15 protein-coding genes and 1 tRNA gene are annotated in these 20,318 nt (G+C 70.6%); 4 read left to right on the plus strand and 12 right to left on the minus strand.

Features of this window, described 5'->3' with window-relative positions; all coding sequences use genetic code 11:
* The 3 genes from QZ500_RS10925 to QZ500_RS10935 form a co-directional block, all read right to left on the minus strand.
* On the minus strand, window positions 1-981 hold a 981-nt coding region (locus QZ500_RS10925), incomplete at its 3' end, for a YihY/virulence factor BrkB family protein (RefSeq protein ID WP_295855062.1).
* 296 nt (window positions 982-1,277) lie between these two features.
* Window positions 1,278-1,352: transfer RNA gene (locus QZ500_RS10930), tRNA-Arg, on the minus strand.
* Between the two features lie 40 nt (window positions 1,353-1,392).
* A complete protein-coding gene (locus tag QZ500_RS10935; protein WP_295855065.1) occupies window positions 1,393-2,061 on the minus strand; it encodes a TetR family transcriptional regulator in 669 nt (222 codons plus the stop codon).
* A gap of 351 nt (window positions 2,062-2,412) precedes the next feature.
* Here QZ500_RS10935 and QZ500_RS10940 point away from each other — a divergent pair, with 351 nt between their 5' ends.
* The 4 genes from QZ500_RS10940 (at window position 2,413) to QZ500_RS10955 (ending at window position 9,451) form a co-directional block, all read left to right on the plus strand.
* Window positions 2,413-3,711, plus strand: coding sequence for an efflux RND transporter periplasmic adaptor subunit (locus QZ500_RS10940; protein ID WP_295855107.1), 1,299 nt, complete (start codon window positions 2,413-2,415; stop codon window positions 3,709-3,711).
* Between the two features lie 24 nt (window positions 3,712-3,735).
* Window positions 3,736-6,912 (plus strand): efflux RND transporter permease subunit, encoded by a 3,177-nt coding sequence (locus tag QZ500_RS10945; protein WP_295855070.1) that lies wholly within the window; start codon window positions 3,736-3,738, stop codon window positions 6,910-6,912.
* On the plus strand, window positions 6,905-8,386 hold the full coding sequence (locus QZ500_RS10950) for an efflux transporter outer membrane subunit (RefSeq protein WP_295855075.1): 1,482 nt from the start codon (window positions 6,905-6,907) through the stop codon (window positions 8,384-8,386). The genes QZ500_RS10945 and QZ500_RS10950 overlap by 8 nt, the downstream gene beginning before the upstream one ends.
* Before the next feature lie 147 nt (window positions 8,387-8,533).
* The gene (locus QZ500_RS10955; protein ID WP_295855078.1) at window positions 8,534-9,451 is read left to right on the plus strand and encodes a c-type cytochrome; all 918 of its coding nucleotides are present in this window, start codon (window positions 8,534-8,536) and stop codon (window positions 9,449-9,451) included.
* A gap of 148 nt (window positions 9,452-9,599) precedes the next feature.
* Here the strand turns inward: QZ500_RS10955 and QZ500_RS10960 are convergent, their stop codons facing one another.
* From QZ500_RS10960 to QZ500_RS11000, 9 genes are all read right to left on the minus strand, one after another.
* Window positions 9,600-10,124 (minus strand): DUF2946 family protein, encoded by a 525-nt coding sequence (locus QZ500_RS10960; protein WP_295855080.1) that lies wholly within the window; start codon window positions 10,122-10,124, stop codon window positions 9,600-9,602.
* 77 nt (window positions 10,125-10,201) lie between these two features.
* Window positions 10,202-11,200 (minus strand): alpha/beta fold hydrolase, encoded by a 999-nt coding sequence (locus QZ500_RS10965; RefSeq protein WP_295855083.1) that lies wholly within the window; start codon window positions 11,198-11,200, stop codon window positions 10,202-10,204.
* A 70-nt stretch (window positions 11,201-11,270) separates the two neighbouring features.
* The gene (locus QZ500_RS10970) at window positions 11,271-11,729 is read right to left on the minus strand and encodes a nuclear transport factor 2 family protein (protein ID WP_295855087.1); all 459 of its coding nucleotides are present in this window, start codon (window positions 11,727-11,729) and stop codon (window positions 11,271-11,273) included.
* 7 nt (window positions 11,730-11,736) lie between these two features.
* Entirely contained in the window at window positions 11,737-12,885 is a 1,149-nt protein-coding gene (gene tssA, locus QZ500_RS10975; protein ID WP_295855089.1) for a type VI secretion system protein TssA, read from the minus strand.
* 31 nt (window positions 12,886-12,916) lie between these two features.
* Window positions 12,917-16,993: a type VI secretion system protein gene (locus QZ500_RS10980; RefSeq protein ID WP_295855092.1), complete on the minus strand. Its 4,077-nt coding sequence runs from the start codon at window positions 16,991-16,993 to the stop codon at window positions 12,917-12,919.
* A gap of 40 nt (window positions 16,994-17,033) precedes the next feature.
* The gene (gene icmH / locus QZ500_RS10985; protein ID WP_295855095.1) at window positions 17,034-17,792 is read right to left on the minus strand and encodes a type IVB secretion system protein IcmH/DotU; all 759 of its coding nucleotides are present in this window, start codon (window positions 17,790-17,792) and stop codon (window positions 17,034-17,036) included.
* Window positions 17,793-17,805: 13 nt separating this feature from the next.
* Window positions 17,806-19,128 carry a type VI secretion system baseplate subunit TssK gene (gene tssK, locus QZ500_RS10990; protein ID WP_295855098.1) on the minus strand — a complete coding sequence of 441 codons (1,323 nt, stop codon included), beginning with the start codon at window positions 19,126-19,128 and terminating at the stop codon, window positions 17,806-17,808.
* 75 nt (window positions 19,129-19,203) lie between these two features.
* Window positions 19,204-19,695 carry a hypothetical protein gene (locus QZ500_RS10995; protein ID WP_295855100.1) on the minus strand — a complete coding sequence of 164 codons (492 nt, stop codon included), beginning with the start codon at window positions 19,693-19,695 and terminating at the stop codon, window positions 19,204-19,206.
* Window positions 19,692-20,318 (minus strand): cation:dicarboxylase symporter family transporter (locus QZ500_RS11000; protein ID WP_295855104.1); only part of this gene is annotated, 627 nt, incomplete at its 5' end. The genes QZ500_RS11000 and QZ500_RS10995, both read right to left, overlap by 4 nt.

Genomic DNA, 20,318 nt, shown 5'->3' on the forward strand with positions numbered 1-20,318 from the left:
TGCTGCTGCCGGCGGCGGGGAAGCGGTTTCACTACGAGTTGTGTCCGACCGCCCTGCCGGTCCCGTTTGTGGCGCACCATGGCCCGTCAGTCTGCGGCCGCCCGGGTCGCCGCCCTCCACTTTCGGACCGTTTCGGCCCTTGGACCCATGTTCCTGCGCATATGCCTTCGTGAACTCCGCGCCCAGCAGGAATATCTGGGCGGCGTAATACACCCAGATGAGGATCACCGCGATGGCGCCGGCCGCGGCATAGGACGAGCTGATGCCCGCCTTGCCCACGTACAGGCCGATCAGCACCTTGCCCAGCTCGAACAGCAGAGCGGTGACCACGGCCCCCACCCACACGTCGCGCCAAGCAATCGGCGTGGAGGGCATGAGCTTGTAGATCGCCGCAAACATCACGGTGCCGATCCCCAGCGACAGCGCCAGATTGACGACCTGCAGCAGCACTTCCCATCCGGGTAGCAGCCCGCCCATCCAGGTGCCGACCGCGGCGATCGCCGTGCTGAGGATGAGCGACGACATGAGCAAGAAGGCCAGCGTCAGGATCAGCCCGAACGACAGGAAGCGTGCACGCAGCAAACCCCACAGGCCGCTCGGCTTGGCCTTCTCGGGCACATGCCAGATGCGGTCGAGCGCGCTCTGGATCTCGGCAAACACCGTCGTCGCCCCGACGACCAGCACCGCGATGCTGATGCCGCTTGCGACGATGCCTTCGGTCGGCTCGCGCGCATCGGCCACCAGGCCCTGGATCGCCGTCGCGCCCTCCTGCCCGATCAGCCCGCGCATCTGCACCTCCAGCGCGCCGCGCACCGCGTCCTCGCCGAAGAACAGGCCGGCCAGCGCGATGACGATCACCAGCAGCGGCGCGATGGAAAAGACCGTGTAGTAGGCGATGGCCGCGCCCATGCTGGGGGCGTAGTCGTCGATCCACGCCATCACCGATTGCCTGGCGAGGCCGAAGAGGGTGGAGAACTGCATGGCGCCTACCGGAGTGGAAATGCTCCGGTTGTCGGCTCTGCCGGGGGCAGGTCCTGTAGGTGGGCCGGGCGCGCGGCCGTCGGCGGCGCGCGTGGGGTTTCGTCGACGGGGAGGTGATCCCTCAGGCCCGGAATGCGCGGCATCTGGAAACCCGACGGGATGGCGCCCTGCCGACGCACCGGGCCCACGATTGCCCCATGCGATGGCATCCCAAGGAACGTCGCGGGTGCCAGCGGACTGACGAAAAAGGGGGCTGATGAGGAGGAAAGTGGCCGAATCGCACTTCCCTGAAAAGGTGGTCCCGCCGCCAGGAATCGAACCTGGATCTCAGCCTTCGGAGGGCCGAATTCTATCCGTTGAAATACAGCGAGAGGTCTTGGCCGGCTGACCGGCGAAGTCGCGCATTATGACCTATTGCGCACCCGGCTGCACGGCGGAAGCCCCAGCGATTGCTGGGTCGCCCACCGGGAATCCGAGCCCGCGCAGGTAGACATCGACGGCCTGCATGCCGCAGGCGACGAGGTCGAAGCCGCGCGGGTCGAGCAGCCAGTTCTGCAGCAGGCCGTCGACCAGCGCATGCAGGCCGCGGGCTGCGACGCTCGCCGGCAGCGGGAGCGCCAGCCGGTGGCAATCCGCGGCGGCGGCCATGCCGGACTCCATCTGCTCCTGGCAGCCGTTGCGCACCGCGATGTGCTGCTCCTTGACCGCGCGCAGTTCGTCCACGTATTCGACCTGGTGGACCGCGATGTCGAACACTCGTCGCACCCGTTCGTCGCCGGCCACCAGCTGCAGGCAGTGCCGCACGGTCAGGCGGATGTCGGCCAGCGGATCGGCGCTGGGCTCCTCGCCGACCAGCCGCAGCGATTCCTCCAGCGGCAGGGTGACGCGGTCCATCATCGCGTTGAACAGATCCGCCTTGTCCTTGAAATGCCAGTAGATCGCACCCCGGGTGGTGCCGGCAGCCACCGCGATGTCGTGCAGCGAGGTGCGCGACACGCCCTGTGCATGGAACAGCCGCTCGGCAGCGTCGAGCAGCAGGGCGCGCGTCGCCTGGGCGTCTTCTTTGGTGCGGCGGACCATGGGGGCTTGGCTGGGACGAAGGGGACGGGGAAGGTGGAAACGGTTGCGCCAGGTTGCAAGACCCGCAAGCACGCCGGGCACGATCCGGCGTTGCCGCCGTCGATTTACATACATCATTGTATGTATACTGCCCGGCTGTCCGGTCCGGGTATCCGACCGGCGTGGTGCGTCTTGTGCTTGCCTCCTGCGGCCGCCTCTTTCGCACCACCCCTTTTTTTCCATCGCTTCGTCCCGCCTCCTCCGGAAGGAATCCGCATGTCGTCCCTGCGCTCTGCCACGACCCGCCCGCCGGCGTCCGCCGCATTTCGTTCGTCCTTCCACCGTCCGCTCGTGCTGGCGCTCGCTGCCGCGATGCTGGTGCTCGCCGGCTGCGGCAAGAAGGAGGCCGCACCCGCCGGAGGCGCACCGGGTGCGGGCGCCGCGATGCCGCCGCCCGAGGTCGGCGTGGTGACGGTGCAGACGGGCGATGTCGGCCTGGTGACCGAGCTGCCGGGCCGCGTCGAGGCGTCGCGCGTCGCCCAGGTCCGTGCCCGGGCCGCCGGCATCCTGCTGAAGCGGGTATTCCGCGAAGGCAGCGACGTGAAGGAAGGCCAGTTGCTCTACCAGATCGACCCGGCGCCCTACAACGCGCAGTTCCAGAGCTCCCAGGCGACCCTGGCGCGTGCCGAGGCCAACCTGTCGCAGGCCTCGGCCACAGTCGAGCGCTACCGGCCGCTGGTCGAGGTGAATGCGATCAGCAGGCAGGACTTCGTGAACGCCCAGGCCGCGCAGAAGCAGGCGCAGGCCGACGTGGCGGCAGCGCGCGCCGGCGTGCAGACCGCGAAGATCAACCTCGACTACACCCGCGTCACCGCACCGATCTCCGGCCGCATCGGCCGCACGCTGGTGACCGAAGGTGCGCTGGTCGGCCAGGGCGAGGCGACGCAGCTCGCGGTGATCCAGCAGATCGATCCGGTGTACGTCAACTTCACCCAGTCGGCGACCGAGGTGATGAAGCTGCGCGATGCGCTGCAGACCGGCCGCCTGAAGCGCGCCACCGGCGTGGAAGCCGCCAGCGTGCAGGTGGTGCTGGAAGACGGCAGCACGATGGCCCGCACCGGCCGGCTGCTGTTCTCCGACATCACGGTCGATGCGACGACCGGCCAGATCACGCTGCGCGCCGAGGTGCCCAACCCGGGCGGCGCGCTGCTGCCGGGCCTCTATGTGCGGGTCCGCCTGGAGCAGGCCCAGGCCACCAATGCCTTCCTGCTGCCGCAGCAGGCGGTGACCCGCTCGGCCGAAGGCGACACCGTGACCCTGGTGGGCGCGGACGGCAAGCTGGCCAAGCGCAAGGTCACGCTCGGCGACTCCAAGGAGGCGAACTGGGTGGTGCTCGACGGCCTGAAGGCCGGCGAGCAGGTGATGGTCGACGGCTTCCAGAAGCTGCAGATGATGCCGCCGGGCGCGCCGGTGAAGCCGGTGCCGTGGAAGGCCCCGGCACCGCGCCAGGACGCTGCCGCGGCAGCGTCCGCGACCTCCGCCCCCGCCGCTCCGCCCGCCTCGGGCACGGCACCGTCCGCGGCGACGACGCCGGCGGCCACCACGTCCGGCACGGCCGGCGGCGGTGCCGGCAGCGCCGCGGGTGCCGGCGGCTCCGGCGGCCGCCCGTAAGCAGGCAGAACAGGAACCGACGACATGGCTAAGTTCTTCATCGACCGGCCGATCTTCGCCTGGGTGATCGCGCTCTTCCTGCTGGTCGCCGGCAGCGTGTCGATCACGCAGCTGCCGATCGCGCAGTACCCGGCGGTCGCACCGCCGGCCATCGTGGTGAATGCCACCTACCCCGGCGCCTCCGCCAAGGTGCTGGAAGACAGCGTGCTCGCGGTCATCGAGCGCGAGATGAACGGCTCGCCCGGCCTGCTCTACATGGAGACGGTCGCGCAGGCCAACGGCACCGGGCAGATCACGCTGAGCTTCGCGCCCGGCACCAACCCCGACCTGGCGCAGGTGGACGTGCAGAACCGCCTGTCGCGCGCCACGCCGCGGCTGCCGTCGGCGGTGACGCAGCAGGGCGTGCGGGTGGACAAGTCGCGCAACAACTTCCTGCTGTTCATGATGCTGTCGTCGGACGATCCGGCGCAGGACGTGATCAAGCTGGGCGACTACGCCTCGCGCAACCTGGTGCCTGAACTGCAGCGGATCGACGGCGTCGGCCAGGTGCAGCTGTTCGGTACCGAGCGCGCCATGCGCATCTGGATCGACCCGACCAAGCTGACCGGCCTGAACCTGTCGGTGGCCGACGTGACCGGCGCCATCTCCGCGCAGAACGCGCAGGTCTCAGCCGGCTCGATCGGCGACCTGCCCAACACCGCCGACCAGGCGATCTCGGCCACGGTGGTGGTCGCGGGCCAGCTCACCTCGCCCGAGCAGTTCGGTAACATCGTGCTGCGCGCCACCACCAACGGCGCGACGGTGCGGCTGAAGGACGTGGCGCGGATCGAGCTGGGCGCGCAGGCCTATGCCACCTCGGCCCGCCTGAACGGCAAGCCCGCGGTCGGCATGGGCGTGCAGCTCACCCCGACCGGCAATGCGCTCGGCGTGGCCAAGGCGGTACGGGCGCGCATGGGCGAACTGGAGAAGTTCTTCCCTGCGGGCGTGAAGTGGCAGATCCCGTACGACAGCTCGGAATTCGTGCAGATCTCGATCACCCAGGTGGCGCACACGCTGGTCGAGGCGATCGTGCTGGTGTTCCTGGTGATGTTCCTGTTCCTGCAGAACTGGCGCTACACCGTGATCCCGACCATCGTGGTGCCGGTGGCCCTGACCGGCACGCTGGCGGTGATGCTGGCCTTCGGCCTGTCGATCAACGTGCTGACCATGTTCGGCATGGTGCTGGTGATCGGCATCGTGGTGGACGACGCGATCGTGGTGGTGGAGAACGTCGAGCGAATCATGGCCGAGGAAGGCCTGCCGCCGCTGGAAGCCACCCGCAAGGCGATGTCGCAGATCTCCGGCGCGATCGTTGGCGTGACCGTGGTGCTGATCGCAGTGTTCATCCCGCTCGCCTTCTTCTCGGGCTCGGTCGGCAACATCTACCGCCAGTTCTCGGTGGTGATGGCAACGTCCATCGCCTTCTCGGCCTTCCTCGCGCTGTCGCTCACGCCGGCGCTCTGCGCCACGCTGCTGAAGCCGGTCGAGCAGGGCCACCACGAGAAGCGTGGCTTCTTCGGCTGGTTCAACCGGCATTTCAGCCGCGGCGCCAAGCGCTACGAAGGCTTCGTCGCGCGCATGCTGCGGCGCACCGGCCGGTCGGCCATCGTCTACCTGCTGCTGCTGGCGGTGGTCGGCGTGCTGTACCTGCGCCTGCCCAGCGGCTTCCTGCCGAACGAAGACCAGGGCAACATCATCGTGAACGTGCAGCTGCCGCCGGGGGCGACCCAGCAGCGCGCGCTGGCGGTGATGGAACAGGTCGAGGGCTTCATGCTCAAGCAGCCGGAAGTGCAGAGCATGGTCGGCGTGCTGGGCTTCAGCTTCTCGGGCCAGGGCCAGAACGCGGCGCTCGCCTTCGTGACGCTCAAGCCGTGGGACGAGCGGACCGAACCCGGCAACTCGGCCTCCGCGCTGGCCGGCCGCGCCTTCGGTGCGCTGTCGGGCATCCGCGACGCGTTCATCTATCCGCTGTCGCCGCCGGCGATTCCGGAGCTCGGCACCGGCACCGGCTTCAAGTTCATGCTGCAGGACCGCGGCGGCAACAGCCGCGAGGCACTGGTCGCGGCCCGCAACCAGGTGCTCGGCATGGCGTCGAAGGACCCGGCGCTGGCGCAGGTGCGGCCCAACGGCATCGAGGACGCGCCGCAGCTGCGGCTCGACATCGACCGCGACAAGGCCAACGCCCTCGGCGTGAGCTTCGCCGCGATCAACCAGGCGATCTCGGCCAACCTCGGCTCCGCCTACATCAACGACTTCCCGAACAACGGGCGGCTGCAGCGGGTGATCGTGCAGGCCGACGCGTCGGAGCGGATGCAGCCGGCGGACATCCTGCGGATCACCGCAGCCAACGCGCAGGGCCAGCCGGTGCCGCTGTCGGCCTTCGCCACCACCCGCTGGGAGGTGGGCCCGATGCAGACCGTCCGCTACAACGGCTACCCCGCGATGCGCATCGAGGGCGATGCCGCGCCGGGCAACAGCAGCGGCGACGCGCTCGCCGCGATGGAGCGGATCGCCGCCAAGTTGCCCGCCGGCTTCGGCTTCGAGTGGAGCGGCATCTCGCGCGAGGAAAAGCTCGCCGGCTCGCAGGCCTTCATCCTCTACGGCTTCTCGATCCTGGCGGTGTTCCTGTGCCTGGCCGCGCTCTACGAGAGCTGGTCGATCCCGGTATCGGTGCTGCTGGTGGTGCCGCTCGGCGTGCTCGGCGTGGTGCTCGGCACCCTGCTGCGCAAGTACAACGCCGACGTGTATTTCCAGGTGGGTCTGATCACGATCATCGGCCTGTCGGCGAAGAACGCGATCCTGATCATCGAGTTCGCGAAGGACCTGCAGGCCACCGGCAAGGGCGTGGTCGAGTCGGCGCTGGAGGCCGCGCACCTGCGCTTCCGCCCGATCGTGATGACCTCGATGGCCTTCATGCTCGGCGTGGTGCCGCTGTTCCTGGCCTCGGGCGCGGGCTCGGCCAGCCAGCGTGCGATCGGCACCGGCGTGATCGGCGGCATGCTGACCGGCACGGTGCTGGCCGTGTTCTTCGTGCCCGTGTTCTTCGTGCTGGTGCGTTCCTTCTTCAAGGGCAGCAAGCGCCAGCAGCAGATGTACGCCGAGCATGCCCGCCATGCCGGCATGGGCGAGGACACCCCGCCCGGAGGTCAACACCATGGCTGATCGCCTGACGTTCCTGTCGTCTTTCCCGCTGCGCGCTGTCGCGCTGGCCGCGGCCGCGCTGCTGGCCGGCTGCAGCCTGATCCCGACCTACGAGCGGCCGGCCGCACCGATCCCCGGCGACTGGCCGGCCACGGTGGCGCCGGGCACCGCCCAGCCGGCTGCGCCGGCGGCGGCGGACCTGCCCTGGCAGAGCTTCTTCCCCGACGAGCGGTTGCAGCGCCTGCTGGCGACCGCCCTCGCCAACAACCGCGACCTGCGGATCGCGGTGCTCAACATCGAGGCGGCCCGGGCGCAGTACCAGATCCAGCGGTCCGCCCAGTACCCGGCGGTCGGCCTGGCGGCCAGTGCCCAGCGCGCGCCGAACCCGCTCACCGGCAGCCAGCTCAACACGTTCAGCCTCGGCGTGGCGGTGACGGCTTGGGAGATCGACTTTTTCGGCCGCATCGCGAGCCTGAAGGAGCAGGCGCTGGCCCAGTACCTCGCCACCGAGGAAGGCAGCCGCGCGGCGCAGACCACCCTCGTCGCGACCGTCGCCAACCTGTGGCTCGCGCTGCTGGCCGACGAAGAGCTGCTCGACCTGTCGCGCCGCACCGTCGCCACCCGCGAGGAGTCGATCCGGCTGACCAAGCTGCGGCTGGACAACGGCGTGGCGTCGGAACTGGACTTCCGCCAGGCCGAATCGCTGACCGAGGTGGCCCGCGCCACCCTCGCGGCCCAGCTGCGCCAGCGCGCGCTCGACGAGAACGCGCTCGCGCTGGTGCTCGGCCAGCCGCTGCCGGAGGACATCCGCACGACGCTGCCGTCGTCCCGCCTGGCCGACGCGCCGGCAATGCCGGAGCTGCCGACCGGCCTGCCGTCGGACCTGCTCGCCAACCGGCCGGACATCCGGCAGAGCGAGCAGCTGCTGGTCGCGGCCAACGCCAACATCGGTGCGGCCCGGGCCGCGTTCTTCCCGCGCATCTCGCTGACCGCCCAGGCGGGCCGGGCGAGCACCGAGCTGTCGGGCCTGTTCGGCGACGGCGGCCGCTGGGGGTTCACGATCGCGCCGCAGCTGCTGCTGCCGATCTTCGACGCCGGCCGCAACCGCGCCGGGCTGGCGCTGTCGAACGTGAATCGCGACATCGCGGTCGCACAGTACGAACGCACCATCCAGACCGCCTTCCGCGAGGTGTCGGACGCGCTGGCCGGCCAGGCGACGCTCGGCGAGCAGCTGCGCGCCCAGCAGGCCCAGGCCCAGGCGGAGACGGTGCGCTTCAACCTGTCGGACCTGCGCTACCGCAACGGCGTGTCGAGCTACCTCGACCTGCTCGACGCGCAGCGCTCGCTGTTCGTGGTGCAGCAGCAGGTGGTGCAGACGCGGCTGGCGCAGCTGCAGAACCAGGTCACGCTGTACAAGGCGCTCGGCGGCGGAGTGACCGAACCGCTGCGCGCGACGGTCGCCGACGTGCCGGCCGCGCAGCCGCCGCGCCGCTGACCGCAGCCTGCGCCGGCGGCTCCATGCGGGTCGCCGGCACCGGCTGCCACGGCCGGGTCGCAGCCCGCCGTCACCCCTCTGCCGGAGGGGTCGGCGGCTATACTCGAGGGTTGGATTTTCCAAGCCCCCGATACATGTGAGGACGCCATGAGCGACGCCATCCACGAAGAAGCCCACACCGGCCCGATCAAGAATCCGAAACAGCTGCTGGTCGCGGTCTTTTTCTCGTTCGTGATCCCGATCTTCATCATCATCGGCCTCGTGTATTTCGTCACCTCCGCCAACAAGCCGGCCGCCGGCGCGGGCGACCTGGCGGCCGCCGCCTCCGAGCGCATCCAGCGCGTCGGACGCGTCGAAGTGCGCGACGCCAACCGTCCGCTGAAGGCGGGCGAGGAAGTCTTCAAGGCGCAGTGCGCCACCTGCCACGCCGCCGGTGTCGCAGGCGCCCCGAAGTTCGGCGACGTGGCTGCCTGGGCCGCCCGCATCAAGACCGGTTACGACGCACTGCTGCACTCGGCCCTGGCCGGCAAGGGTGCGATGGCACCCCAGGGCGGCGGCGACTTCGACGACGTGGAAATCGGCCGTGCGGTGGTCTACATGGCCAACGCCGCCGGCGCCAAGTTCCCCGAGCCGCAGCGTGCGGCCGCACCCGCTGCGACCGCGGATGCAGGCGCCGCCGCAGCGGCACCGGCGGCCGCCATGGCTGCGCCGGCCGCGGCAGCACCGGCCGCCGCGGTCGCCGAAGCCGCACCGGCTGCGGCTCCGGCAGCCGCCGCAACGCCGGCCGCTGCCGCAGCGGCTCCGACCACCGTCGCCGCGGCCGGTGGCGGCGCCGGCGAGGCGCTGTACAAGCAGGCTTGCCAGGTCTGCCACGCCGCAGGTGTGGCCGGCGCGCCGAAGTTCGGCGACAAGGCCGCCTGGGCGCCGCGCCTGAAGGACGGCATCGACGGCATGACCAAGATCGCGATCCAGGGCAAGGGCGCGATGCCGCCGCGCGGCGGCACCAGCGCATCGGATGCCGACATCCGCGCCGCGGTCGAGTACATGGCCAACGCGGCCCGCTGACCGATCACCGTCGGCACCCGTTGCTCAAATAAAAAAAGCCGGTCCTGCAACCGGCTTTTTTATTGGGGACGCTGGCGTCATGCAGGGTGTCTAGAACGAGGTAGCGTGCCGGCTGCGGCCGCCAAGCCCGCCCTATGCAGGTGCGCTCTCAGACCGGCGCAGCCGACGGATGCAGCCGGTAGCCGAAGCGGCCGGGCAGCGTCGCCGCCTCGACCTCCTGCGGCACCCACAGCCCCTCCTCCACCGCATCGCCGACCAGCGCCATGTCGAGCGAATGCACCAGGCCGAAGCCGATGTCGGTCTCCAGGTACACGCGGCCGTGCTCGTCGAGCAGGCAGCGCTGGACACGCGCCGGCGCGCCGGTGTGCGCGGCGACCTGCAGCCCCTCGGACACCCGCCAGATCCAGGGCGTGATCTCCAGTTCCACGTACACCCGCTGCGGACCGTTCTGGAAGAACCAGCCGCCCTGCGCGTCGCACGCATAGTTGCGACCGATGAAGTCGACCAGCTTCGTGTGCTGCAGGCGGGAGCCGCGGCTCTGTGGAAACGGGCCGGCGGCCTGCACCGCGTCGTCGCGCATGTACCAGTCGCCGCGTGCATCCAGCCCGAGCCAGCCGTAGCAGGCCGGCACGTTCGGCCACTTGGCCATGGCCTGTTTCACGATGTCGTCCATCGGCCGATTATGGGGAGCCGGGCGCTGCCGTGCGGGCAACCGGATGCAAGTACCGGCAGCCAATGTGGTGCGGGCGGTCAGCCGGCGAGCCGCGCCGCGAGCCAGTCGGCGACCGCCTCGGGCATCGCCCGCACTTCGCCCGGCGGCAGCCTGCCGCGCGGGAATCCGACATGGCCGCCGGTGGCCGGCCGCCAGACCTCCACCTGCGGACCGTGGACGCCGGGGGCGGCCGATGGCAGCGACGCAGCCGGCACGAAGGGGTCGTTGCGGGCGTTGAGCACCAGCGCCGGCACCCGGATGCGGCCCAGGTGCGGCCCGGCCGAGCAGCGCGCCCAGTAGTCGGCCGCGTCGCGGAAGCCATGCAACGGCGCGGTGAACACGTCGTCGAAGGCATGCAGGTCGCGCGCGGCGTGCAGCGCCGCGGCATCGAACAGGCCCGGATGCTGGGCGAGCTTCTGCAGCGCCTTGGGCTTCATCGTGGCGAGGAACATCCGGGTGTAGACATGCCGGTTGAACCCCCGGCCGATCGCCGCCGCGCCGGCCGCGAGATCGAGCGGCGCCGACACCGCGGCCACCGCCCGGACCTGCGCACGGGCACTCTCGCCGGCTTCCTCGGCCCAGCGCAGCAGGGCGTTGCCGCCGAGCGATACGCCGACGGCGATGCGCGGCCCGGCATGCCGCGCGCCCATGCGCTGCAGCACCCAGCCGATCTCCTCGAAATCGCCCGAGTGATAAGCCCGCGGCGCCCGGTTGAGGCTGCCGCCGCAGCCGCGGAAATGCGGCACGGCGAAGGCCCAGCCGCGCTGCTGCGCCTGGTGGGCGAGCGCCTCCGCATAGTGGCTGCGGGACGATCCTTCGAGGCCGTGGAACAGCACCAGCAGCGGCGCCGTAGATGCGGGCGCGGGCGCGCCCGCTGCCGGTTGCAGGAAGTCGACCTCGATGAAGTCGCCGTCGGGCGTGTCCCAGCGCTCGCGGCGATAGACCGGCGGCGTGCGGGGCCCGCGCCGGGCGTAGAGCGCGGCCCAGATCGTCTGCAGGTTGCCGCCGGGCAACCACCAGGGCGCTACATAATCCATAGCTGCCTGCGCAGGCGCCACCTGCGCAAAACCCACTTTTTCATCTAAACCCGTACTGTCGCGTGGCCGATCAGTGCAGCGTCTGCAGGGCATCGGCCGGGCGCGGTGCCGCGGCATCGGCAGCGGTGCCGGGGCTCGCGTGGTGGGCGACCAGCCGCCAGCCCTGGGCGGTGCGGTGGTAGACGTTGGTGGCGATCGTGCAGACGGTCGCACCGCCGTCGCCCGCCTGCGCCGGCTCCCGGTGCTCGACGACGGTGTGCACGCTGGCCGCAAGCGCCTCCACCCGTCGCACGCCGTCGGTACGGATGCGCGGCGCGCCGTGGGCGAACAGCGCCTCGTAGGCAGCGCGGATCGCGCCGGGCCCGACATGGCACGGGCCGTCCGGGTGGATGCAGACGATCTCGTCCTCGTCGGCCCAGCAGGCCATGAGGGCGGCGACGTCGCCCTTCTGCAGCGCGTCGTAGAACTGGGCTTCGACCTCGTCGGCGGTGCCGCCGACGGTGGCGGCGCGCAGGGGTGGTGTGCTCATCGGACGTTCAGCCCCGGTCGGTGTTGATGCCGAGCAGCGAGAAGTAGCGCGTGAGGTCGCCCTCTTCGCGCAGGATCTCCTGCATCAGGTCTGCCAGGGACATGCGGCCCCAGGTCACGGCGCGCTTGACCAGGTAGGGCGTCGGGCTGTGCGGCTCGTTGCGCTCCAGATAGGCCGCCGCGAGTTCGAGCAGACGGTAGGCGTCGTCGCGGTTGGCGATCAGGCCGCCGTTGGGCACCGCCATGGCGGTGGAGGCGGCAGGCGTCGGCGGCGGCGTCGGTGTGTCGGTCATGGCGGGCGCGTCCTCCGGGAGCGGTTCGGGTTCGTGGTGGATCGCCAGGCTGTCGGGCTCCGCGCGAGCCAGCCGGGGATCGCGGCCGTCGAGCAGGCTGGCGACCACGCGCTGCAGCTGCTCCAGCGTGTCGGCGACCTTGCCCAGGCCCGGCGCGTCGGGCCCGAGCTTTTCGTCGAGCATTGCGTTCAGCAGGCTCCAGGCGCGCGCCGTCTCGCGCAGATCGTCGCCCATGTCGGCCAGCGCGAACAGCGCCTCGCCCTGGGCAGCATTGGCCATCGATATGCGGTTGCCGGGCAGGTGACCGTCGTCGTCGGGCACCAGCCGGCCGGTGTCGCTGCCGGGCGCGTTGAGGGTGCGGTCCCAGAGTTCCAGCGTGCCGACCGACGGGCGGTGGTCGACCATGTGGACCAGCGGCAGGTGCAGGCGCAGCACGGTCGGCAGCGTGGTGTTGGCCCAGATGAACGGGCTGACCCGCGCGTCGGTGTCGCCCTCGTCGATCAGCGGATGCACGCCGTCCCAGAACTGGCGCACCAGCACCATCACCAGGTCGACGCCGGCCTGCAGGCCGGGCATGCCGTGCAGGCGAATCCAGGCTTCGGTGAGCCAGAACGCGACCTGCAGGTCCTTGCTGCGCTTCTGCAGCACCTGGGTGCAGAGCCGCTCGACCAGCGGCCAGTCCGACTGCTTGAGCTTGCGGGTCCAGTCGCCGCGCGGCAGGTCCGGGTCCTCGCTCTCGCGCGCCTGCTGGATCTGTGCCCAGACCGGGTCGTAGCGCATCGACGGGCCGGCTGGGTTCTCGTCCCCCGGGATCGGCGCCAGGAATTCGCCCAGATTGGGCGAGAAGGGTTCATCCGGCGTCACGCAATCCTCCCGGCGCTCGTCCACTGCAGCGTCATGGCACGTTCCAGTCCGGCGCACGCACCGGGAACGGACCGGGCCAGAGCACCGGGGTCTTCTTGCCCGCAGGCGTCAGGTTCATGCGCAGGTAGACCCGGGCCTTGCCGTCGCGCGGCAGCTGGCCGACGTCGCCGGCCGACAGCGCGCGCAGCGGAAATTCCAGCCGGATCAGCTGGCTGCGGCCCTCGGGGCGCTGCGCCGGCTCGTTCTCGCGCTGGCGCTGCAGCATCGTGACCAGCGCCCAGGCGTCGGTGAAGCGCCAGGTGACGGTCTGGCCGTCGGTGGTCATCGCAGCCTGCGCGTCGGCACCGGCGACCAGGGCCGAGTCCTTGGCGAGCCGCAGGCTGATCGTGATCGGCGTGCCGTATTCCCAGCGCAGCGTGCGCGGCGTGTCGCGCCAGCGGGTGCTCTGGCCGCCCATGTCGACCGACCAGTCGATTACCCGGCCGCCCTCGATCTCGGCGGCGGTGTTCGCACGGAACTCGACCCCCACGTCGTAGCCGGGCACAGCGCCCTCTTCCGTCGGATACAGCGGCGCGAGGAAGGACCGGACCCGGTCGAACTGGTCGACGAAGCGGCGCGCCGCCTGGCCCGGCGTGGGGAAGCGGCTGTTGCTGCTGTCCACGCGAGTCTCGCGGAACACCTTGACCACCGGCTCGAAGGCCCGCAGCACCTGGCCGACGTCGTTCAGGTCGGCGACCGCGGTGTCGCGCGCCAGCGTGGCGGAGAACGGGTGGCGGCCGGCCAGCGCGGTGTTGAACACCGAGGCGAATCCGTTCCATTGTTCCTGCTGCTCGCGGAAGTGCAGCTCCACGCAGCGGGCGAACAGGCTGTTGTAGATCTGCGCGTAGCGCTCGGCGAAGAAGTCGCCCGGCCGCGTCGCCGGCGCACGGCCGGTCAGCTTCTCGGCGCAGGTCGCGCGGTCGAGTTCGGCCCCGGTGGTGGCCAGGAACTGCTCGAGCATCAGCAGGCTGCTGTTCGGGTTCTTGAGCTTGTAGCGCTCCAAGTCGCGGGCGATGGTCTGCCAGCGCTGCGCGACCGACGACGACGCCGACGCCGCATCGAGCGACGCGAGGTACACGTCGGCCTGCTTGCTGAGCGCTTCGACCCGGGCGAACTGCTGGCCCAGGTAGGCGACCAGCGACGCGGTGTCGGGCGCGCCGAAGGCGGCCAGAATGGCACCGCGCTCGCCGCGCCAGGCGGAGAAATCGCGGCCGCGCATCGCGTACAGCTCCGAGCGCAGCAGCTGGTCGTCGACCGCCCGCAGCCGCTCGAAGGCGTCGCGCGCGACCACGGCCCGCAGGCTGTCGGCCTGGACCGTGGCGCCGAGTTCGTTCAGCAGCGCCTGCACCTTGGTGACGCGCAGGCGGGCGGCGTCGAACTGCACTTCGGCGTTCGGCCCCATGTCGCTCGCGACCGGTACCGGCGTCAGCGCTTCGGCGGCCTGGTCCATCACCAGCTGCGCGAAGTGCGCATTGACCGCCGACTCGATGCCGGCGCGCAGGCCGACCGGGAAGGCGGCGAGGCCTTCGGCGACGAAACGCTTGCGCACCTCGCCGACGGCCACCGCCTGGTCGAGCCGCGCCAGGTCCCACTGCGCGACCGCGTTGGCCGGAACCGGTGGCAGGTCGCGGTTGCGGGCGGCCGTCATGAAGGGCTGGGCCAGCAGGTTGGCCAGCGCATCGCGCAGCGCGAGGCGGTCGGCCGACAGCGCGAAGCGGCCTTCCTTGTCCATCCAGACGATGCCCGGCTGCGTACCGCCGAAGGCGAGCGCGAAGTCGGCGCGGAAGCGCTGGAACGCCGAGGTGGCGCGTTCCTGCATCTGCTCCGCGGCCTCGGGGCCGAGCAGGCGCGTCTGGCCGACCCGTGCGACCAGCCGGTCGTAGGCCGGTCCCAGGTTCAGCGTGGGCTGGCGCATCCAGCCGCCGCTGCCTGAGGCGACCAGGCTTTCCTGCTCCTTGATCGCCTCGATGATGGCGCGCCAGCCGTTCTGGGCCCGCGCGAATCCCGCCGCGCTGGCGCCGGAGGCGGTCAGCGTGCCGAGCTGGCGGGCGAGCGCCTGCTCGGACACCAGCAGCTCGTTGCCGGCGAAGAGCCGCGCATCCAGCCGGCCCGCACCCTTGGCGAAGGAGCAGCGCACCGCTTCCTGCAGCGGCCCGACCGCGATACCAAGCGGCATCGCGCCGTCGCTCGCGGCCTGGCGCAGGAACCGCAGGCTGCCGCTGACGTCCGCCGGCAGTTCCGCGCCCAGGGCGTAGCGCACCACCAGGCGCAGGTCGTCGGCACCGCCGATGCCCGCGCTGCGTAGCCGGTCGAGCGCCTGCAAGGCCAGGTCGAGCTGGTCGACCGAGCCGACGTACCGCTGCAGCGCGTTGAATTCCGGCAGGTTGTCCACCGCCAGCGTTTCGCGGCGCGGCGCGTCGGTCAGGGTCTGGAAGGACTGCGGGGCCTTGCAGTCGGCGCCGGAGACGAAGTCGCCCGTCGTGTCGTCCTGCACGGCACCGGTGAGCTGCGCGGCGCGCCCGAGCAGTTCGCGGCGCAGCGTGGCCACGGCGATGTCGCCGAATTCGCGCTCGATCCGCTCGACCACCCGCTCGTTGAGGTCGTCGAAGATGCGCCAGGACCCGGGCATGAAGAACGATGCGCGCACCTGCGTGCGCAGTTCCTCGCTCATCGCGAGCAGCGCCAGCGCCTTCCCGCGGTACCACGACGGATGGATCGTCTCGCCGCGCTGCGCGGCACTGGCGCGGTACTGGGCATCGGCCTGCAGCTGGGCAAGTGCTGCCACCAGGTCGGTATTGCGCCGGTGCAGCTGGACCGTGGCGACGACCAGCCCGATGCTCCAGCCGCCGATCACCACGATCGCCGCCCAGCGCACCGCGCGGTTGAGCGCCGGCCGCGCGAGGTGCTGGTTGCGAGACGGCCGGGTCAGGCCGTATTCCAGGAAGATCTTCTTCTCGAACAGATCGCGCAGGAACACCGGCTGGCGCATCAGCTGCGCCATCAGGTCCTGCCGGGCATCGTCGTCGGTGGCGCTGAAATCGGTCGGCAGGCCGTCCTCGTCCACCGTCGCGGCCTGCGGCGTCTCGCCGGCGTCGCCGGTCAGGTAGATGCCGCGGAAGAAGAAGGGCTCGTGGTAAGCGCTCGGCCGCATCAGCTCGTCGACATAGAGCTGGAGCTGTGCGCGCAGCGCCTCGATCCGCGACGGCAGCAGCAGCAGTTCGCCGGCCGCTTCCGGTGCCACGTCGATGGTGTAGAGCTCGGCGGAGGTGTCGGACACGGTCCGCACCACGCTGCCGATCGCCTCGTCCACCCAGCCGGACTGGTAGGTGGTGGACAGGTCGTAGGGCGAGGACCAGCCGAGCATGCTGGCGCGCATCGGCTCGGGCAGCGCACGGGCGAAGGCGCCGAAGCCTTCGAGCTGTTCCACCCCGGTCACCACCACATAGACCGCGAACCGCATCGCGAAGCGGTTCTGCGCCAGCCACAGGCGGCGGTGCGCCAGCTTGGCGCGCTTGGCCAGTTCGAGACGGGCGTCCGCGCCGTCGTCCAGCAGCAGCGACGCCGGCACGGTGATGACCACCGAGTCGAACGGCCGCTGCGGCCGGTAGGCCCGGCACATGCCGAGGAATTCGTCCCAGGGCTTTTCCGACGCATCGTCGTCGTCGGGCGAGCCGAGGTAGGCGCCCTTGATGTCGATGACGATGCCACGGTCGAAGAAGTGCCACGAGATGCCCTGGGTGGCGGCGGCCGACGCGGCCTCCGAACTCAGGGCGCTGGCGACGCCCGCCTGTGCGATCGGCAGCTGGCGGTGGTCGTCCCCTTCGTTGAGCACCATGATCCAGGGGATGCTGTAGCGCTCGGCACGCGAGGCGATGTTGCCCTCGATCAGCTCGACCGCCTGGCGGAACGAGCTGCGCAGCGAATCGAACCGGATGCGGGCGATCTTCGGATCGCCGGTCGGCTTCGCATTGGTGCGCTTGGCCGCGAAATACAGGACCATGGCGAGCACGACCACCACCAGCACGGCGAGGATCGCGATCGACCAGAGGAACAGGTTGTCGGTCAGCATGCCGGCACTCCCACGGTGAAGATGGCCCGGACGGGTCGGCTCATGGCGTGACCCCCACCGTGGCGGCGGCGCCCGAACGCAGCACCTGACGCACCGGCCAGGACTGCCAGAGCCACAGCAGCTCGGAGATCACCAACAGGCCGGCGATCATCACCAGGAAGATCACCGTCCAGCGGCTGAGCGTCGGCAGCTTGCGCGGTGCGATGTGGGAGAGCGTGTTGGCATAGGCCCGCTCGGACAGCACCCGGTCGCGCCCGGAGAGGTCGGCCTGGCGCTGGTAGACGAACTGGTAGAGCTCTTCGCGCAGGCCGTGCAGCCGGGCCTGGTCGTCGGAGCCGCGGTACATGCCCTGGAAACCCAGGGCGAGTGCGAACAGGTACAGGCGCGCCAGATCGCGGCGCGAGGGCTCGCGCTCCGACAGCAGTTGCTCGATGCGGCGGAACACCAGGTCGCCCGCGATGTTGGTGCGGAACAGCGAGGATTCCAGCAGGTGGGCGGTCCAGCGCTCGCGGCCGACCCACGGCGAATTCAGCAGGATCTCGTCGGCCAGCGCGGCCTTGAGGTAGCGGGCGTCGGCCACGTTCTCCAGTTCGAAGCGGGTGCTCTCGCGCCGCGATTCCAGCGTCTGCAGCTCGATCAGGCCTTCCAGCCGCTTGTTGAGGCTGGCAGCCGCCGCCTCGGCATCGGTTTCGCCACTCTCGGCGACGCGCGCCTGCGCCTTCACGACCTCGTCGTAGAAGGCGCGGAACTGCTGCGTCATGTGGTCGTCGGTCGCCGTCTCCGGCATGTAGCGGGCCATGGTCGGTCGCGTCCTATTCGCGGGTGAACAGCACCAGCTCCTGCGGCCGCTGGGCCGTGGCGCTTTCGTTGGTGTTGCTGATGATCAAGCGTTCGCCGGCCACCGTCAGCCCCGGGCTGACCTGGATGGCTTCGAGCAGATAGCCGGAGCCGGTCCGCAGGCCGAGTTCGTCGGCATGGTCGATCGGGGAGCGCACCGCGCCGAGCACCCGCCGCTCGCGCAGCGACGGATAGGCCGAATGCGAGCCGATGATGGCACTGCCCATCCAGGCGAGCAGGTCCTTGTCCGGCTGGCCGCGGGCCCCCACCACCAGGCGCGCGCCCATCCATTCAGGGCGCAGTTCGATCTCGAACGCGCCGTTGCGGAACTCGAACTTGTGTTCGCGGTAGTCCTGGCTCACGTCGGACACTGCATCCTGCAGCGCGGCGATGACCGGGGCGAAGATCCGCGACGGATCGGCGTGGTCGTAGTCCGGCGGCACCGGCGGGAGTCCGCCCGGCCGCAGCAGGCTGAGCGATCCGAGCAGGCCGCACAGCGCCCAGTACAGGGGCAGCGGATGCAGATGCGGCGTGCGCATCACCGCTTCGCAGAACGGCAGCTCGGCCAGCAGGCTGCGCAGGCGGTCCTTCAGCTCCAGTTGGGCCAGACGGTCGTCCACCCTCGACGACGGCATCGCGGTCTGCTTGGCGACGAAGGCGGCCTTGCCCCGCAACTGGCCCAGCAGCGCGGAGACCGTCACCCAGAGCGGGTTGTCGCGCGCCACTTCCAGCAGCGGCGGCAGGGTGGTGCCGAGCTTCACCACCTCGTTGTCCTTGGAGAGCGTGCCCAGGCGCAGCGCGACATACAGGCCGGACGGCACCGCACCGACCGCCAGCCCGAGCCGCGGCAGCAGGCGCGGGATGTCGGCCGGCAGGGCGTCCGACACCTCGTCCTCCACCGGCGCACCGGACACCGAGCGGTAGCGGGCTTCCGCCGTGCGCGCGGCAGTGGCGACCGGCAGCGTCAGATACACGTCGAGCGGCTCGGCCGCCAGCTGCTCGGCAAACGGGGCGAGCGAGAGTTCGAGCGGCTGGTGGAGCGGGTCGCCGGCCGAATGGACCACTGCAGTGCCGTCCGGCAGGATCGCGTCGAGTTCCAGCACGCGCAGCAGCCCGGCCGGCAGCAGGCCGGTATCGACCACCCAGCGGCGCACGCCCCAGGCGAACGGCGCGGCCGCCAGCGTCTGCCAGGCGACGAGACCGTCCAGGCGTGCGGACAGCAGCTGGAAATGCTGCGGCGACAGCAGCATGCCTTCGTGCCACTGGATGCGGTCGGCGACGGGATTCGGTCTAGACATGGCGGGAACCTCCTGTGCGGAGGCACACGGAATGGGAAAGGCGGCGGGGCATCGGAGCGCGGGTGTCGGCGGTGGTCACGGGGCGGTCGTCACGGTCAGGTCGTCCTGTTCCAGGCGGACGACCAGGCGACCCTTGAACTCGTCGATACGTACCCGGTGGCTGCCCGGCGTCGCGTAGTCGGCGAACACCAGCGCTGCCGCGACACGCGGCGAACCAAAGGAATCGCCGTCGACCGTGAGCACCTGGCCCGGCACCAGCTCCCAGCTGCGGTAGGTGAGCACCTTCGGAAAGGTCTTGGCCAGGTCGGCCCGCGCGGCGAACCACTTGGAAGCCGGCAGGTCGATCACCTTCTCGACCACCGCATCCTCGGTCACCAGCACGATGTCGACCGCCACCGCGCTGTTGCGGTTGGCGTTCTCAGCCGCGGACAGGCTGACCTGGTCCCAACGGACCTTGGTGCCCTTGAAACTCAGGAAGCTCGGCAGCGCGCAGCCGGCGAGCTGCGTCGCGAGGACGGCCACAGCCAGCAGCCGAAGGGCGGGAAGACGGTACGAACGAGCGGTCATGGGCTTCTTTCGGGGGCCGTAGCCCCGGGATCGAGGGCGGCGCCGGACGCTGCACGCGCAGCGTCTGCGTCGGCCCGCTTCACGCCCACGCCGATGCCCAGCAGCACCATCAGGGACGCGATCACGGCACAGCAGCCGAGCAGCATGCCGAGCTGCGGCCGCGTGAAGGAGAACTGCAGCGGCACCGCCGGCGCGGCGACTTCCTCGGCCGCGACGATGCGGTCGGACGGCAGGCCGGCGGACACCCAGGCGATCAGCACGCAGGAAGCGAGCAGCGTCAGCAGGTTGCGCGGCCCCTCGCACAACAGGTCGATGGCGACGAACAGGGCCAGCGCCGCCTCGACCGGCAGCTGCAGCAGCGACAGCACCATCGCCGCGAAGCCGACGCTCGCCGCGCTGTTGTAGCCGGCCGACGCGAAAGCCGCGATGGTCGATCCGATGCAGATCAGCCCGAGGTCGGTGGGCGAAAGCGCACGGTCGTAGAGGTTGGCGACGAACACGACCAGCACCGACACGTAGAGCGCGGTGCCGGCCCGCAGGAACACCGACGAGGTGGGCACGACCAGTTCCACCACGCCCCGGCTGAAGCCGAGCCGCTCGCTCATCGCCGCGATGGTGTGGGG

Source organism: uncultured Xylophilus sp. (assembly GCA_913776965.1).
Taxonomy (GTDB): Bacteria; Pseudomonadota; Gammaproteobacteria; order Burkholderiales; family Burkholderiaceae_C; genus Xylophilus.